Source organism: Microvirga ossetica, assembly GCF_002741015.1.
GTDB lineage: Bacteria > Pseudomonadota > Alphaproteobacteria > Rhizobiales > Beijerinckiaceae > Microvirga > Microvirga ossetica.
The window spans coordinates 1,214,671-1,230,338 of sequence record NZ_CP016616.1 but is presented as its reverse complement, the minus strand read 5'-3'; the positions used below and the strand labels follow the sequence as shown (position 1 = coordinate 1,230,338).

Annotated in this window: 13 protein-coding genes and 1 pseudogene; 2 read left to right on the top strand and 12 right to left on the bottom strand. The window is 66.5% G+C overall.

Translation table 11 applies throughout. From position 1 onward, the window contains the following. The first annotated feature begins 115 nt into the window (after positions 1-115). Positions 116-865: an SOS response-associated peptidase gene (locus BB934_RS05760; RefSeq protein ID WP_099508775.1), complete on the top strand. Its 750-nt coding sequence runs from the start codon at positions 116-118 to the stop codon at positions 863-865. Between the two features lie 232 nt (positions 866-1,097). Here BB934_RS05760 and BB934_RS05755 read toward each other — a convergent pair whose 3' ends face one another. Together BB934_RS05755 and BB934_RS05750 are read right to left on the bottom strand one after the other, a co-directional pair. Continuing rightward, positions 1,098-2,348 carry a class I SAM-dependent RNA methyltransferase gene (locus tag BB934_RS05755; RefSeq protein ID WP_099508774.1) on the bottom strand — a complete coding sequence of 417 codons (1,251 nt, stop codon included), beginning with the start codon at positions 2,346-2,348 and terminating at the stop codon, positions 1,098-1,100. After that, positions 2,341-3,069, bottom strand: coding sequence for a TlyA family RNA methyltransferase (locus BB934_RS05750; RefSeq protein WP_099508773.1), 729 nt, complete (start codon positions 3,067-3,069; stop codon positions 2,341-2,343). The genes BB934_RS05755 and BB934_RS05750 overlap by 8 nt, the downstream gene beginning before the upstream one ends. Positions 3,070-3,173: 104 nt before the next feature. Between BB934_RS05750 and BB934_RS05745 the strand changes: the two genes are divergently transcribed. After that, on the top strand, positions 3,174-3,887 hold the full coding sequence (locus BB934_RS05745) for a superoxide dismutase (protein ID WP_099508772.1): 714 nt from the start codon (positions 3,174-3,176) through the stop codon (positions 3,885-3,887). Between the two features lie 239 nt (positions 3,888-4,126). On the opposite strand, the gene dxs is transcribed toward BB934_RS05745, so the two are convergent. From dxs to ygfZ, 10 genes and pseudogenes are all read right to left on the bottom strand, one after another. Continuing rightward, positions 4,127-6,040 (bottom strand): 1-deoxy-D-xylulose-5-phosphate synthase, encoded by a 1,914-nt coding sequence (gene dxs / locus BB934_RS05740; protein ID WP_099508771.1) that lies wholly within the window; start codon positions 6,038-6,040, stop codon positions 4,127-4,129. Positions 6,041-6,136: 96 nt separating this feature from the next. After that, on the bottom strand, positions 6,137-6,385 hold the full coding sequence (locus tag BB934_RS05735) for an exodeoxyribonuclease VII small subunit (RefSeq protein ID WP_009764792.1): 249 nt from the start codon (positions 6,383-6,385) through the stop codon (positions 6,137-6,139). Positions 6,386-6,420: 35 nt separating this feature from the next. Continuing rightward, positions 6,421-9,111, bottom strand: coding sequence for a DUF2339 domain-containing protein (locus tag BB934_RS05730; RefSeq protein ID WP_099508770.1), 2,691 nt, complete (start codon positions 9,109-9,111; stop codon positions 6,421-6,423). A 55-nt stretch (positions 9,112-9,166) separates the two neighbouring features. Continuing rightward, positions 9,167-9,685: a tyrosine phosphatase family protein gene (locus tag BB934_RS05725; RefSeq protein ID WP_099508769.1), complete on the bottom strand. Its 519-nt coding sequence runs from the start codon at positions 9,683-9,685 to the stop codon at positions 9,167-9,169. Between the two features lie 250 nt (positions 9,686-9,935). Next, complete coding sequence (locus BB934_RS05720; protein ID WP_099508768.1) at positions 9,936-10,568, bottom strand: YfbR-like 5'-deoxynucleotidase; 633 nt, start codon at positions 10,566-10,568, stop codon at positions 9,936-9,938. Then, the gene (locus tag BB934_RS05715; RefSeq protein ID WP_099508767.1) at positions 10,568-11,176 is read right to left on the bottom strand and encodes a DNA-3-methyladenine glycosylase I; all 609 of its coding nucleotides are present in this window, start codon (positions 11,174-11,176) and stop codon (positions 10,568-10,570) included. Before BB934_RS05715 ends, BB934_RS05720 begins: the two co-directional genes overlap by 1 nt. Before the next feature lie 244 nt (positions 11,177-11,420). After that, positions 11,421-11,892 (bottom strand): annotated as a pseudogene (gene aac(6'), locus BB934_RS05710) (aminoglycoside 6'-N-acetyltransferase). Beyond that, positions 11,885-12,532: an FMN-binding negative transcriptional regulator gene (locus BB934_RS05705; protein WP_099512645.1), complete on the bottom strand. Its 648-nt coding sequence runs from the start codon at positions 12,530-12,532 to the stop codon at positions 11,885-11,887. The pseudogene aac(6') and the gene BB934_RS05705 overlap by 8 nt, the downstream one beginning before the upstream one ends. A gap of 104 nt (positions 12,533-12,636) precedes the next feature. After that, the gene (locus tag BB934_RS05700) at positions 12,637-14,577 is read right to left on the bottom strand and encodes a hybrid sensor histidine kinase/response regulator (protein ID WP_099508766.1); all 1,941 of its coding nucleotides are present in this window, start codon (positions 14,575-14,577) and stop codon (positions 12,637-12,639) included. Between the two features lie 107 nt (positions 14,578-14,684). Further along, positions 14,685-15,569: a CAF17-like 4Fe-4S cluster assembly/insertion protein YgfZ gene (ygfZ, locus tag BB934_RS05695; protein WP_099508765.1), complete on the bottom strand. Its 885-nt coding sequence runs from the start codon at positions 15,567-15,569 to the stop codon at positions 14,685-14,687. Between the last annotated feature and the right edge of the window lie 99 nt (positions 15,570-15,668).

The window sequence follows — 15,668 nt, the reverse complement described above, 5'->3', positions numbered from 1 at the left end:
CAGAATGAGGCAGTGAGCGCGTTCTTCAGCTGAAACGTCGTGGTTATGGATTCCGGGCTCCGCTGCGCGGCCCCGGAATGACAGTGGTGGATAGGAAAAGCGGGAGGACAATATCATGTGCGGGCGCTACACCCTCAGCGTCGACCCCGGGATCTATGGGGAGTTCTACGACTATGTCGAGCAGCCGAACTTTCCCCCGCGCTACAACGTGGCTCCGACGCAGCCCGTGCCGATCGTGCTCGAGGATCGCGGCGTGCGGCACTTCATGCTGGTGCGCTGGGGCTTCCTGCCATCCTGGGTGAAGGACCCGAAGGATTTCCCGCTCGTCATCAACGCCCGCGGCGAGACCTTGCAGACGAAGCCGACCTTCAAGGCGGCGCTGAAGCGCCGCCGTTGCATCTTCCTCGCCGACGGCTTCTATGAATGGCAGCGGCATGGGCGCGAAAAGATCCCCTTCCTGATCCGTCCGCGCAACCGTGGGCCGATGCCGCTGGCCGGCCTGTGGGAGACCTACAGCAGCCCGGACGGCGGCGAGATCGACACCGCCGCCATCGTCACCACGGATGCCAACGGCACCCTCTCAGCCGTGCACGACCGCATGCCGGTGATCCTCTCGAGAGACGATATCGCGGCCTGGCTCGACGTGCGCGACGAGCGCGCCGACGTGATGCCTCTCGTTCGCCCCTGTCCCGACGACTGGCTCGACATGGTCCCGGTCTCGAGCCGGGTGAACAAGGTCGAGAACGACGATGCGGGGTTGCTGGAGCCATTGAGCGAGCCTGAAGCCGCGCCGGTGAGGGAGAGCAAGCCCAAGGCGAAGAAGCCGCTCTCCAGCGACGAGGACGAGCAGGGGAGCTTGTTTTAGGTTTTTTCAGAGCGTCATCCCGGACCGCGAAGCCGATCCGGGATCGTTTGAACGGTCAAGCACTGTCATCCCGGCGAAGGCCGGGATCCATAACCACGACCTACGACCAGTTTGGGACCGTCAGCGTTTATGGATTCCCGCCTGCGCGGGAATGACAGCGGAGGTTCAGGCGCCTCGTTCTGAAAGCGATCCCGGATCTCCGCTGACGCTCCGTCCGTGACGACGGTCTGGATTACCGCCGTTTCTTCGCCACGTCCCGCCGCAAGATCCCGACCACCTCCAGATGCGGGGAGTGCTTGAACTGGTCGACCGGGATCACGCGCTCCAGGCGGTAGCCGCCGCTCATCAAAATCGCAGCGTCGCGGGCGAAGGTGGCGGCATCGCAGGAGACGCTGACCACGAGCGGCACCTTCGAGACGACGAGCTGCTTCACCTGCGCCTCGGCGCCGGCGCGCGGCGGATCGAGCACGACCGCGTCGAACGCGTTGAGCTCCGGCGTGAGGAGAGGGCGGCGGAAGAGGTCGCGCGCCTCCGTCGACACGCGGCGAAGGCCGGGCGTCGCCCGCACCGCCTTGTCGAGCGCCGTCATCGAGTCCTTGTCGAACTCGACCGCGTGGACCTCCGATTTTTCCGCAAGCCTCAAGGAGAAGGGACCTGCGCCGGCGAAGAGATCGGCGACGCGCTTGGCTTTCGCGCAGGCCTCCGTGACGAGGCCGGCAAGCACGTCTTCGCCGAGCTTCGTCGCCTGCAGGAACGATCCGGGAGGCGGCACAACCGACGTGCGCCCCATGAGAATGGCGGGCGGCCGGCGCTCCACGATCACGTCGCCATGGATCGACAGACGCGAGAGATCGAGCCTGTCTGCGAGATCGATCAGTCTCAGGCGATCCGCATCCTTCATGGGGCCATGCCCGCGCACATCCACGTCGAAGCCGGTCTGCGTCGTCGTGATCTGGACGTCGAGCGGCTTGCGCGGTCCTTTCAGATGCTCGCCGATCACGCGCGCGATCGCGGGCGCCCGGTCCTTCAAGGCGGGTTCCGTGATGGGGCAGAAGGCGATCTCGACGATCCGGTGGCTGCGCGGGGCCATGAAGCCCACATGCATGGCGCGGTCGGGAAAGCGCACATGCAAGGTGACACGCCGCCGCCCGACGCCATGGGCATCGACGAGAGCCTCGACCGGCGCCTCGATCCGCGCCTGCTTCAGGGTATGAACGAGCGTGCCGTGCTTCCAGGCCTGATAGAAGCCGTGCTGCATGTGCTGCGTCGCGCAGCCGCCGCAATCGTCGAAATAGGGGCAGAAGGGCGTCTCGCGCTCGGGCGACGGGATATCGACGCTGACGAGATGCGCATGCGATCCGTCGCGCTCGATGGTGACCGTTTCTCCCGGCAGCACTTTCGGCACGAAGACGGGGCCGGACGATGTCTCCGCGATGCCGTCGGCTTTCGCGCCGAGGCGCTTGATGATGACCTGTTCAGCCACGGCGGGCTCCCAATAAGAATTCGCGGTTGCCGTCCCCGCCCTCGATGGGCGAGGGGACGAGCCCGATGACGGTGAAGCCGAGCGAGGCGACGAACGCCGTCATGTCCTCGCACACGGCGCGATGCACAGCCTCGTCGCGCACGATGCCCTTCTTCACGTGGTCGCGCCCGGCTTCGAATTGCGGCTTCACCAGAACGGCGAGGTCCGCGCGCGGCTTCAGCAAGGCGACGACGGCAGGCAGGACGAGCTTGAGCGAGATGAAGCTCACGTCCGACACGAGAAGATCCGGCGTTCGGGGAATGTGCGTGGTGTTCAGGGCACGGGCGTCGGTGCCTTCGAGATTCGTCACGCGTGCATTGCCGACGATGGTGGGGTGGAGCTGGCTGTGCCCCACATCCACCGCATAGACATGGGCAGCGCCGCGCGTGAGCAGGACCTCGGTGAAGCCGCCCGTGGAGGCCCCGATGTCGAGGCAGATCCGGTCCTTCGGGTCGATCTGGAAGGCATCGAGGGCGGCTGCGAGCTTGAGGCCGCCGCGGGACACGTAAGGGTGCGGCTGCTCGGCGGTGATGACGGCCTCCTCCGGCACCGCATCGGACGCCTTGCGGACCACAGTCCCGTTCACGGTGACGAGGCCGGCCGCGATCGCCTCCTGCGCCCGGGCGCGGCTGGCGAAGAAGCCGCGCTCGACGAGAACCACATCGGCACGCTTGCGGGTCATCGAAGCCTCGAATCCATCCGGTTCACGATCTCTCCATGGGCTGGAACCAGGGCCTGCCCTAGAACATCTGTAGTTCACAATTCCTAATGGCCAACGGAGGTCCCATGCTCAGCCGCCGACATCTTCTGACAGGTGCAACCCTGCTGGCCGCCAGCGCTGCCATCCCCCGCGCCTGGGCGCAAGCCCCAACGGGGCCGTTCAAGCTCGACCCCTTGCCCTATGCGCCGTCCAAGAACGAGCCGCATATCGATGCCCAGACCATGGAGATCCACCATGGCAAGCATCACGCGGCCTATGTCAACAATCTCAACGCAGCGCTCGCCCAGAATGCCGAGGCGGCCAAGATGCCGCTCCAGGAGATGCTGGCGAACCTGAGCAAGGTCCCCGAGTCGATCCGCACGGCGGTGCGCAACAACGGCGGCGGGCATGCCAACCACACCATGTTCTGGCAGATCATGGGTGGCTCGGGCGGCGAGCCCTCGGGCGAGGTGAAGGCCGCCATCGACCGGGATCTCGGCGGCTTCCAAAAGTTCCAGACCGATTTCAACACCGCCGGCGAAAGACAGTTCGGCTCCGGCTGGGTCTTCGTCACGGTCGCCCGCGACGGCAAGCTCACCCTGGTGGCGAAGCCCAACCAGGACACGCCCCTGATGGAAGGGCAGCGGGTCCTGATGGGCAACGACGTGTGGGAGCACGCCTATTACCTGAAATACCAGAACCGCCGGCCGGACTACCTGAAGGCGTGGTGGAACGTGCTCGACTGGAACAAGATCGGCCAGCGCTATGCCGCGGCGAAAGCGGGGACGTTGACGGTTTAGGCTCCACGTCATCGCCGGCCTTGTGCCGGTGATTTCGGTCTTGCTCCTCCTCCACCCTCATCCTGAGGAGGTCGCGCAGCGACCGTCTCGAAGAAGCTTCCAGTGCTCTCTGAAAGCTCCTTCGAGACGCAGCCTAACGGCTGCTCCTCAGGATGAGGGGTGAGTTTCTTGAATTATGGGTGGCCGGGACTGGTCCCCGGATCAAGTCCGGGGACGGCCATGACGGTCGAGGGGATCTATTAAGCCCTGACCTTCCGGGTCTCTTCCTGCCCCAGCGCCTCGAACACCTTGGTCACGATGCCGGCGGCATCGAGGCCGGCGCTGGCATACATGCGCTCGGGCTTGTCCTGATCCTGGTAGATGTCGGGCAGGACCATGGAGCGGATTTTCAAGGTGCCGCGGTCGAGTGCGCCCTTGTCGGAGAGAAGCTGCAGCACATGGGAGCCGAAGCCGCCGACGGAGCCTTCCTCGACGGTGATCAGCACCTCGTGATCGCGGGCGAGCCGCAGGATCAGCTCCTCGTCGAGGGGCTTGGCGAAGCGGGCATCGGCGACGGTGGTCGAGAGGCCGCGCGCCTCCAACTCCTCGGCCGCTTTCAGGGCCTCCGCAAGGCGCGTGCCGAGCGACAAGATCGCGATGCGGCTTCCTTCCTTGACGATCCGGCCCTTGCCGATGGCAAGCGGCACGCCCTCTTCGGGCATGTCCACGCCCACCCCTTCGCCGCGCGGATAGCGGAAGGCGATGGGGCCGGAATCGTAGGCGGCTGCGGTCGCCACCATATGGACGAGCTCCGCCTCGTCGCTTGCTGCCATGACCACCATGTTCGGCAGGCAGGCCAGATAGGCGACGTCGAAGGAGCCGGCATGGGTCGCTCCATCCGCGCCCACGAGGCCGGCGCGGTCGAGGGCGAAGCGCACGGGCAGGTTCTGGATCGCCACGTCGTGCACGACCTGGTCGTAGGCGCGCTGCAGGAAGGTGGAATAGATCGCGCAGAACGGCTTGTAGCCTTCCGTCGCCATGCCGGCGGCAAAGGTCACCGCGTGCTGCTCGGCGATGCCCACATCGAAGGTGCGGGCGGGGAATTCCTTGCCGAAGACGTCGATGCCCGTGCCGGACGGCATGGCGGCCGTGACGGCGACGATCTTGTCGTCCTTCTCCGCTTCCCTGATCAGGCTCTCGCCGAAGACCTTGGTATAGGAGGGGGCGTTGGCCTTGGCCTTGGTCTGCGCGCCCGTCACCACGTCGAAGGTGACGACGCCGTGATATTTGTCGGCGGCGGCTTCCGCCGGCGCGTAGCCCTTGCCCTTCTTGGTGACCACGTGGACGAGGACCGGCCCGGTCTCGGTGTCGCGCACGTTCTTCAGGATCGGCAGCAAATGGTCGAGGTTGTGGCCGTCGATGGGGCCGACATAGTAGAAGCCGAGCTCCTCGAACATGGTGCCGCCGGTCCAGAAGCCGCGGGCGAATTCCTCGGCCTTGGCGGCCTTGTCGTAGAAGAATTTCGGCAGCTTCTTCGCCAGTTGCTTGGCGGTTTCGCGGATGCCGCGATAGGTGCCGCCGGAGACGAGACGGGCGAGATAAGACGACATGGCGCCGGTGGGCGGGGCGATCGACATGTCGTTGTCGTTGAGGATGACGATGAGGCGCGAATGCATGGCGCCCGCATTGTTCATGGCCTCATAGGCCATGCCGGCCGACATGGCGCCGTCGCCGATCACGGCGATCACATTGTTCTTCCGGCCCTCCAGGTCCCGCGCCACGGCCATGCCGAGGCCGGCCGAGATCGAGGTCGAGGAATGCGCCGCGCCGAAGGGGTCGTATTCGCTCTCCGCGCGCTTGGTGAAGCCCGAGAGGCCGTCCGCCTGGCGCAAGGTGCGGATCCGGTCGCGCCGGCCGGTGAGGATCTTATGGGGGTAGGCCTGGTGGCCCACGTCCCAGATCAGCCGGTCGCGCGGCGTGTCGAACACGTAATGCAGCGCCACCGTCAGCTCGACGACCCCTAAGCCCGCGCCGAGATGCCCGCCGGTGACGGACACCGCGCCGATGGTCTCGGTCCGCAGCTCGTCCGCCACCTGCCTGAGCTGGTTTTCAGGCAGTTGCCGCAGATCGTCGGGGGTCTTGATGGTGTCGAGGAGGGGTGTGGACAACGTCATACTCGCCAAGCTTCAGGCCGGAGGCCGTCCCAAGGAGATAAGGTCGGGGAGGGCCCCGGTCAAACGCGACACGAACGTCGTCCCTGCCAAGTCGGGTTATTCCGCAACGTCAAGCGGAGCCGTGCCGGAGGCTGCGCCGTCGGGGCCGATGGTGATCTTCTCGATGCGGGCCTCGGCCTTCTTGAGCAGCTGCTCGCAATGCTTTTTTAAAGCTTCGCCGCGCTCGTAGATCGCGATCGAATCCTCCAGGGGCACATCGCCGCGCTCGAGGCGGCGGACGATGTCCTCGAGCTCGGCCAGGGCCTTCTCGAAGGGGAGGGTCTTGATAGAGGCGGTGTCGGTCATGCGGATGTCCGTCAAATGTCTGTCCTCGGGCGATATCACGATGGGAATGCGGCATCGCTGGGTCGGCGTGCGAGAAGTCTCTGATAGACGAGACCGATGCCGATGAGAACAAGGCCGAGGCCGATAAATGACAGGGCGCGCATCACGCCCTCCAGATTGGCGAGGTCGACGATGAACACCTTCAGCACGGCGAGAACCAGATAGACCGCCGAAGACAGGCGGGCGAAGCGGTTGTTGAAGACGATCCCCAGGCCGAGGAGGACAATGCCGATGGCGAGCAGGGCCACCGAATAGCTCCATTGCTCGCCCTGCGTGAATCCGACCCAGGAGGCGAGCTGCCGCCCGGCGAAGATCCGCCGGATCGCCAGCCCGAGATAGGCCGAGAGCAGGAGAAGGCTCAAGATGGCCGAGGACAGGCTGTACCAGCGCGGCCGGCTGCGGCGCTCGAGGAGGGCCAATCCGGCCGCCAGGAGGGCCGGCAGGAGATAGGCCGGGATGAGGGCATTGAAGACAGGCTCGCCGAGGATCTCCTCATCCGACAGCAGCGGGTTGGCGAGGAGCAGGAGACCGCCCGCGCAGAGCGCGAGCGACAGGATCTTGAAGATCAGCGAGCCCCAGCGATAGACCGGGTCGGTCCGGCGGAGGTCCAGGCGGGTCAGGACGATTGCGAAAACGAGGCTTTCCGTCGCAACGAGCCCGATTTCCAGGAGATCGGTGGTTGCAGCCAGCGGATCGCCCGCCCGCAGGGCATGGCGGATCTCGAAGAAGACCAGGAAGGCGGCAAAGACGATGCCGAGGCTCTCCGTCAGCCGGACGACCCAGTCGCGGCCGGTCCGCTCCAGCAGGCGGCTGGCGGCGAGGAAGGCCAGGGCCGGAATGCCGTAGCCGAAGAGAAGCCAGTTGAACAGGATCGGGCCGGGATCGCCGCCGACGATGGTCGGGTCCCAAATCAGCCTCCCTAGGATGAGCAGGCCGATGGCGCCCACGGCGTAGCGCAGGGCGGGGATGGCGACCCTTTCCGCGACCCAGGCCGTGCCGAGCGCAGTGAGGGCGAAGGCGACCGTGAGCATGCCCTTGTCGAGGGCGAAGGTCAGGCCGAGGGCGAGAGCCGCCAAGGCCGCCGAGGCCGTCGCGCCGAGCGCAAGCCGCAGGGCGCCCGCCTCCTCGAACACCCGGCGGTCGAGCCAGCGGGATGCCGCCGTGAAGGCGAGGGCGAGGATGCCGGCGACCAGGGCGAAGGACAGGCTGCGCTCCAGCTCCGCCACCCGCCAATAGGCGGCGATGAGGGCCAGCAGCGGCCCAACGGTCGCGGCGCCCGCATACCAGGCGGCGGTCGGCAGGCGCAGATGAGGCCTGCTCACGAGGCGAAGCAGCGACGAGCCGGCGATGGCGGCGGGTGCCAGCACCGCGAGGGCGAGATAGGCCGAGAGCGCATGGGGCCGGACTGCGAAGGCATCGCCGCTCTGGTAGAAAAGATGTTCGGGCGCTCCGCCGATCTCGCCTCGGATCGGCCAGACGAGAAGGGCTCCGGCGACCGTCAGTGCCGCCGAGGCTGCCGCCGGCGCCGCCGACGCGAAGCGCAGGCCTGTCGTCAGGAGGATCAGGGCCAAAGCGGCGATGAAGACCGGGCGGCCGTCGCCGGCGATCACGGAGCCGGAGATCGCGATGCCGGCGAGGGCGAAGGCGAACAGAACGCCGCTGGCCGCCCATTCGGTTTCCGCATCGTTGTCTGCGGCGTCCCGGTAGGGGGCGGCGACCAGGAAGAAGGCGGCAAGCCCGGCCTGGACGACGAGATGCACCATCGCCGGCAGGGCGTCGGTTCCGTCGAGGATGAAGAGGAGGAAGGTCCAGGCCAGGACGCCGGTCGCGGCCGCAAGGGCGAGCCAGCGCCACAGGCGCAAACGTGCGACGCCATAGGCGGGCAGGACCACGAAGACGAGATAGATCACCAGCGCCCAGGGCTGCGGCTTGTCGGAGGAGACGAGGAGCGGGCTTCCCATGGCGCCGAGCAGGCCGATCGCGGCGAGGATCGGGCCATGCAGCGTCGACGCGACCATGGTGAGGATCGCGATGAGCCCGAGCAGGACGAAGGTCGTCGCCGGGCCGATCAGGTCGTAGAGCGCGTAAGATGCATAGGCCGAGGCGAAGGCGCTGCAGGTTCCGGCCGCGGTGAGGATCGCGGGCACGTTCGCCTGGGGAAGCCTCGGCAGGACGACATCCCGCTCGCGCCGGCGCAGCCATTCGCCGGCGCCGATCAGGGCGAGGGCGAAGAGGCCCCCAAGCGCGACGCGGGTCGCGGGGCTGAGCAGGTTCTGCTCGATGGAATAGCGCACGAGGAAGATCCCGCCGAGCGCCAGCGCCACGCCGCCGATCCAGACGGCCCAGCGGGCCCCGAGCTTCTCCTCGAAATCCTGGCGTGCTGCTGTCGGCTGCGGGGTTGTGCCCTGGACGGTCGGAACGGAGACGGCCGGCCGGGGCGCTTCGACCGGCCATTCGGGCTGTGCAGCCGGCTCCTCGATGGGCGCTTCCGGTGCGGTATCCTGGGGAGCCCGATCCGCCGAAGGAGCGGCCTCGTGGCCTTGAGTCCTGGCGAGCCGCAATTCGCTTTCGAGCGCAGCAACGCGCTGCTGGAGAATCTCGAGCTTGGTGCGTGCGGAGAGGCCGAGGACCAGCCCCGCGATGGCGCAGACCGGAATGCTGAGCACCAGCAGGGCGAGGAAGATCATTTCCAAGAGACGGCCTCGGACTTTTCGAGCGCGCGGCCGTTCCGGACGGAATCGGCTAGCTGCGGCTAAGCTGTAACATGAAGGGCGTGCCCTCCATAGCCTCGGCGCCCCGGCCGATGGCGCGGATCGCATCCACCATCCGGCCCTGCCGACCCAGGATGTCGTCGGCAAGCGCGATGAGGCGGGCATTCGGGGTCGCGCTGGGAGAGGCCTCGCGCAGGACCTTCGCAAGGGCCGCTTCGTCCCGGTCCGGTGCCAGCGCGCAGGCTGCGATATAGGCGGCGGCGGTCGAGCGGCTGATCCCGGCCCAGCAATGCAGGACGAGCGGGCTCTCGCGCTCCCAGGCGCGCACGAAGGCGAGGAGCGTCTCGATATGCCCTGCCACCGGCAGCACATAGCCTTCCCTCGGCTCCACGATGTCGCTGACGCCGATGAAGAGATGCCGCTCCGCCGCGATCGCCGCCGGCCGCTCGACCTCGGCGCCGAGCCCCATGAGGCTCACCACATGGCTCGCGCGGGTCGCGGTCACCGTGTCGTGCAGGCGCGAGAGGGGGCAGACGTGCAGGGTCGGCATGGGTTCGGACTCAGGGCTGGCGGGCAGGCTTACACGATTCGGGGTGCCGTTGCGGTTTGAGCAAACTCCAACCTCACCTTGATAGGCTGGTTCATGAAAGAGAAACGAGCACCCTCGATGCCCTCCCCCTTGCGGGGAGGGGTAGGGGTGGGGGTGGTATGACCGGGTGAGCGAATGAACCAGAATGTGACGTAGCCATTTTTCTGCTCTCTGAAGGAAGCGCGCCGCTTTGACTTTGCGACCCCCACCCTCAATCCCTCCCCGCAAGGGGGAGGGAAGAGGCCAAGGCTTCACCCCCCAAAGCCGCCGTGACCTTCCGGTGATAGCGCTCCTCCGCCTCGGCCACCGGCCAGGGCTCGAGGAGCGTCAGCACCGTTTGGGGCAGGGGATCCGGCCGGCCGAAGATCTTGATCGCCTCCTCGCGGGAAAAGCCTGCGAGATGCGTCGCCTCAAGAAAGGCCGCCTGCCGGTCGGCCTGCTTGATGAAGCGCTTGAGCGCGGCGGAGGGTTGGGCCGGCAGGCCGAAATGGAGATGGATGGCCGCGAGCAGGCCGGCTTCGATGGCCTTGTAGGCATCGCCGATCACCGCCTTGAACGGCGAGATGATGTCGCCGATCACGTATTCCGGCGCATCGTGCAGCAGCACCGCGAGACGCCGCTCGCGCGACATCTCCGGATCGATGTGGTTGGCGATCGCATCCACCAGCAGGGAGTGCTGCGCGACGGAGAAGATGTGCCCGCCCACCGTCTGTCCGTTCCACCGCGCGACGCGGGCGAGGCCGTGGGCGATGTCGTCGAGTTCGACATCGAGCGGCGACGGGTCGAGCAGGTTGAGGCGGCGGCCGGAAAGCATCCGCTGCCAGACGCGCGGTTCCTTCGCCATCACGGTTTTCCGGCGAGCGTCGCGCATTCCGCGTGGCGGAAGCAGCCGGTCAGATGATCGTTCGTCATGCCGACCGCCTGCATGAACGCATAGACGATGGTGGGGCCGACGAAGTTGAAGCCTTCAGCCTTGAGTGCTTTCGAGATCTTGCGCGAGACCTCGTTTTCCGTCGGCACGTCCTTGCGGGATTTCGCGTTGGTCTGGATCGGGCGTCCGTCGATGAAATCCCACAGGAAGCGCGAGAAGCCGCCGCGTTCCTGGATGACAAGCCAGGCGCGCGCGCCGGCAATGGTCGCTTCGATCTTGGCGCGGTTGCGCACGATGCCGGTGTCGAGCATCAGCGCCTCGACCTGCGCCTGGTCGAAGCGGGCGATCACCGCCGGATCGAAGCCTGCGAAGGCCTGACGGAAGTTCTCGCGCTTGCGCAGGATGGTGATCCAGGACAGCCCCGCCTGGAAGCCGTCGAGAATGAGTTTTTCGAAGAGCGCCCGGTCGTCGAATTCCGGCACGCCCCATTCCGTGTCGTGGTACGCGACATAGAAGGGGTCGGTGCCGGGCCACCAGCAGCGGGTCTTATGGTCGGGATGGAGGATCAGTCCGTCGGTCATGGCACTGTGTAGCGGGAGAGTAGGGAAACGGGAAGATGTGCGCCGTTTTTCCCTCCCCCTTGGGGGGAGAGGTAGGGGTGGGGGTGGTGCGACTGGGTGAACGAGTAAACCGGCCAAGCACATCTACCTCTCCCATGCGGTAGGGGGCTGCCGTAGAAGCCTTCATGCTCGCTGAATGACGCGCTGCGCTCTGACTTTGCGACCCCCACCCTTCATCCCTCCCCGCAAGGGGGAGGGAAATGGCTCAGCCAGACGCCAGCGGCTTGCGGTAATACACCACCCGGTCCGTCTCCTCGAAACCGAGGGCCCGGTGCATGTTCTGCGAACCTGTGTTGTCGACGAGGACGTCGGAGGCGAATTCCCGGCAGCCGAGGTTTCTCGCCCAATCCTCGACCGCCCGGCAACAGCAACCGGGCAAGGCCGCGATGGCGGTATTCCGGCTTCACGTAGATCCCTTCGAGAAAGCCGACGGGTGAGGTCGAGCAGCCGTTCACGTAGTCGTGGCGCAGGGCCGCTTCCGCAAAGCCGGCCGCCGTGCCGTTGCCCAGGCGCACGAGCAGGGCGCTGGCCTCCTTCTGCTCCCAGAGCAGGGCCTGCGCATCGGCGCGATGATCCTGCTCGGAGCCATCCGGCCAGAGGGCGTGCCGCAGGGCGACCCATTCGTCGAGCGTCTGGAGCGTGCAGGGCTCGACTCGCGGCGCGAGTCCGTCAGCCATCGGGCAGGGCTCCCCGCGCATCGACCATGTCGGCCATCCGCTGCGAAGCATCGTCCTCGGCGAGCCTCAGTCCTGCCGAAACGCCGAGCCTGTCGGCCTCGGAACGGTTCTGGCTCACCTTCCACTTGCCCTCGATCCGCGCGATCTCGATCTCGATGCCGACGATGCCCTTGAGCTGGGCCGCGACGAAAGGCGCGGGCGCATCGCCGACGGACCACGGCTCCGGGCGCAAGTTCTCCTGGGTCTCCGTCATGGCGGCGATCTGCTGCCGCAGCCAGTCCGGATCGTCCTTGATCCGGATGCGGCCGTGGGCCTGCACGATGGCGTAGTTCCAGGTCGGCACCACCTTGCCGTGCTCGCGCTTGGCCGCGTACCAGGACGGGGTGATGTAGGTCTCGGGACCCTGGAAGACGATGAGCGCTTCCTGCGCGGGGTCGAAATCCTGCCACTGGGTGTTGGCACGGGACAGATGGGTCTTGAGCGTCCCCATGGGGGAGGCGGCGGCATCCAGCACGAAGGGGAGGGGGTTGGCCAAGAGCCCCGTGCTGCCGAGCGTGACCAGCAGCCCAAGCGGGTGGGCCTTGATGAGGGCGTGCTGGACCGCGAGGCTATCCTCGCGGAAATGCGGCGGCTGATACATGGCGATTCCGGTGCGATTGCGCCGGCATGCTAACGGCATGCCCCGGTCCGGACCAATCAAAAATCCCGATGCGCTCCATCACGGGGCGCGATGATCCGTCAGGTTCAATTGCGCAGCACGCGCAGCTTCTCGGCCAGCTCCGTCCAGCGATAGGGCTTGCTGATGAAGGAGACGCCCGCGCCCAGGCCCTCTGAGGGCAGGGCCGACATGGGATAGCCGGAGGCGAGGAGGATCTTCAGGCTTGGCCGCATCTCGCGGGCTTTTCGCGAAAGCTCGACCCCGTTCATCCCGTTGGGCATGATCACGTCGCTGAACAGCACGTCGATGGCTGCGGGGCCTTCCAGCACGGCGATGGCCTCATGGGCGTCCGTGGCAGTGACGACGTCGTAGCCCAGGCTGTCAAAGATGTCGCTGGCGACCTCGCGCACGGCTGGATCGTCCTCGACGATCAGCACGGTTCCGGCGCTGTCCCGGGCCGGGCGCGCCGTCTCGTCCCCGCTCTCGACCGCGTCTTCCCCGTGCTCCTGTGCCGGCAGCAGCATGATGACTCTCGTGCCCTTGCTGGGAGTGCTCTCGATGTCGATGTGGCCGCCCGACTGGGTCACGAAGCCGTAGACCTGGCTCAAGCCCAGGCCGGTGCCCTTGCCGATCTCTTTCGTGGTGAAGAAGGGCTCGAAAACGCGTTCCACGATATCCGGCGTCATGCCGGTCCCGGAGTCTTCGACGGCGATCGAGACATACGGGCCCGGCTGCAGGGTGGGTGAGGCGTGATCCGTCTCGGGCAATGTGACGTCGCGGGTGACGATCGTCAGCGAGCCGCCCGTCGGCATGGCGTCGCGGGCGTTCACCACGAGGTTGAGGAGAGCCGATTCGAATTGCGGCCCGTCGACGGAGATCCACTTCACCCGCGGAGCGAGCGAAAGCCGCAGCGCGATCAGTTCGCCGCAGGCCCGGCGAAGAACCGTCTCGAAGCCTTCGATCAGGGTATTCGGGTTGTGCGCCTCCGGCTGCAGAGGCTGGCGGCGGGAGAAGGCGAGGAGCTGCTGGGTCAGCTTCGATCCGCGCTCCGCCGCGCGCTGCGCGCTCTCGATCAGCTTGACGTCGCGGGGATCGCGCGCGTTGCGGGTCAGCAGATCAAGATTGTTGACGATGATCGTCAGGAGGTTGTTGAAGTCGTGGGCGACGCCTCCCGTGAGCTGCCCGACCGCCTCCATCTTCTGAGCCTGGAAAAGCGCGGCCTGCGCCTGTTCGAGGGCCTCCTGCGTCTTCCGGCGCTCGGTGATGTCCCGGGTGATCTTGGCAAAGCCGATCAGGGTGCCGTTGTCGTTGTAGATCGGATCGATGACGACGCTCGCCCAGAAGCGCGTGCCGTCCTTGCGCAGGCGCCAGCCCTCGGCCTCGAACTTGCCCTCGCGCGCTGCCGTCTCGAGCGCACGCCGCGGCAGGCCGCTGGCGCGATCCTGATCGGTATAGAATTGCGAGAAATGCCGGCCGACGATCTCGTCGACAGCGTAGCCCTTGATCCGTTGCGCTCCGGCATTCCAGTTCGTCACATGGCCCTGAGGGTCGAGCATATAGATCGCATAATCGGTCACGCCCTGGACCAGCAGGCGGAACCGCTCCTCGCTTTCCCTCAAGGCCTCCTGCGTCTTCCGGCGCTCGGTGAGGTCGCGGGTGATCTTGGCGAAGCCGATCAGATTGCCGTGGGGATCGCGGATCGGGTCTATGACCACGTGAGCCCAGAAATGCGTGCCATCCTTGCGCACGCGCCAGCCCTCGGCCTCGAACTTGCCCTCGCGGGCGGCCGTCTCGAGGGCACGCTGGGGGAGCCCGCTGGCGCGATCCTCTTCCCTATAGAACCGCGAAAAATTCTCTCCGAGGATTTCGCTTTCCACATAGCCCTTGAAGCGCTGGGCGCCCGGATTCCAACTGGAGACGATCCCCGTCGGATCGAGCATGTAGATGGCATAGTCGGTGACCGCATCGACGAGGAGCTGGAAGCGTCCTTCCTGCGTCGTTGATCTATACCCAGGCACCGCATTCATCGAGAGTTCCCCAGCAGGACCGTCCGCGCATTGCTTCGGCGCATGGCCCGGCCCAGTAGCGTATAACGCGTTCGAAGCGACTTTGTTGCCGTAAGCTTGGCAAAAATTCATGGCGACGGCGGAGGCACCTCGTCTCCGGGGACGGCAAACCCGATCCAAGACGGCTTGAGCAGGCGGACCGGGATGCCGCCCGCCCGGATGGTTTCGCCTGCCTTGAGGGCATCCTCCGCCCGGTCGAGACGGATCATCAGCAGGCCCTTTCCTTCCGCGCCGGTTCCGGTCTTGCCGAGCGCCTTCCCGCCGGCCGTGACCTCGACCCCGACATCGGCCGCAAACCCGCCTTCATAGACAGCCGGCACGATCCGGGTGCGGGCGGTGCCCCGGTGCTGCATGCGCGAGACGACCTCCTGGCCGACATAGCAGCCCTTGTCGAAGTCGACCCCCTGGAGCTGGTCCATCAGGGCCTCGTGCGGGAAGGCGTCCCCGAACAGGAAATCACGTCCGCCCTCCGGCACGCCGAGCGCGATGCGGTGGGCGTGGTAGGTGTCCGCAGGGTCCTTCGCGAACTCCGCCGCATCCTGCGCCGCCACGATGGCGCGCCAGCCGAGCGCCGGCAGGCGAGGGTCCTCGGCGACGAAACCGACGTCCTCGTCCGGCCGCGGGGCATCCCAGCCGGCGACCACGGCAAGGCTGTCGGACAGGTCCTCGACCGTCACCTTGGCCCGCAGCTTGTAGAAGCCGAGGCGCTTGGCGAGGTCCGGTGCGAAAACCCTGAGGACGTCGAGATAATAGCCTCCGCCGATCTCAGGCGGCGCCTGGAAGACGAGGAAATCGAACAGGATCTTGCCCTGTGGCGTCAGCAGGGCGCCAAGGCGCGCGATGTGCGCGGACACACGGTCCAGATCGCAAGTGACGAGGTTGTCGAGAAAAGTCTTGGCGTCGTCGCCTGAAACCCTTACCACGCCCCGGTCGGCCAGATGGACTGACGGCATATGCCCCGCTCCCATTGCTCTTGCTGAGCATCGGACCCAAAAGTGGATCTGCACTTTTGGGACCCATCCGATGCTCAACCTCTAAGACGGCGCATCGCT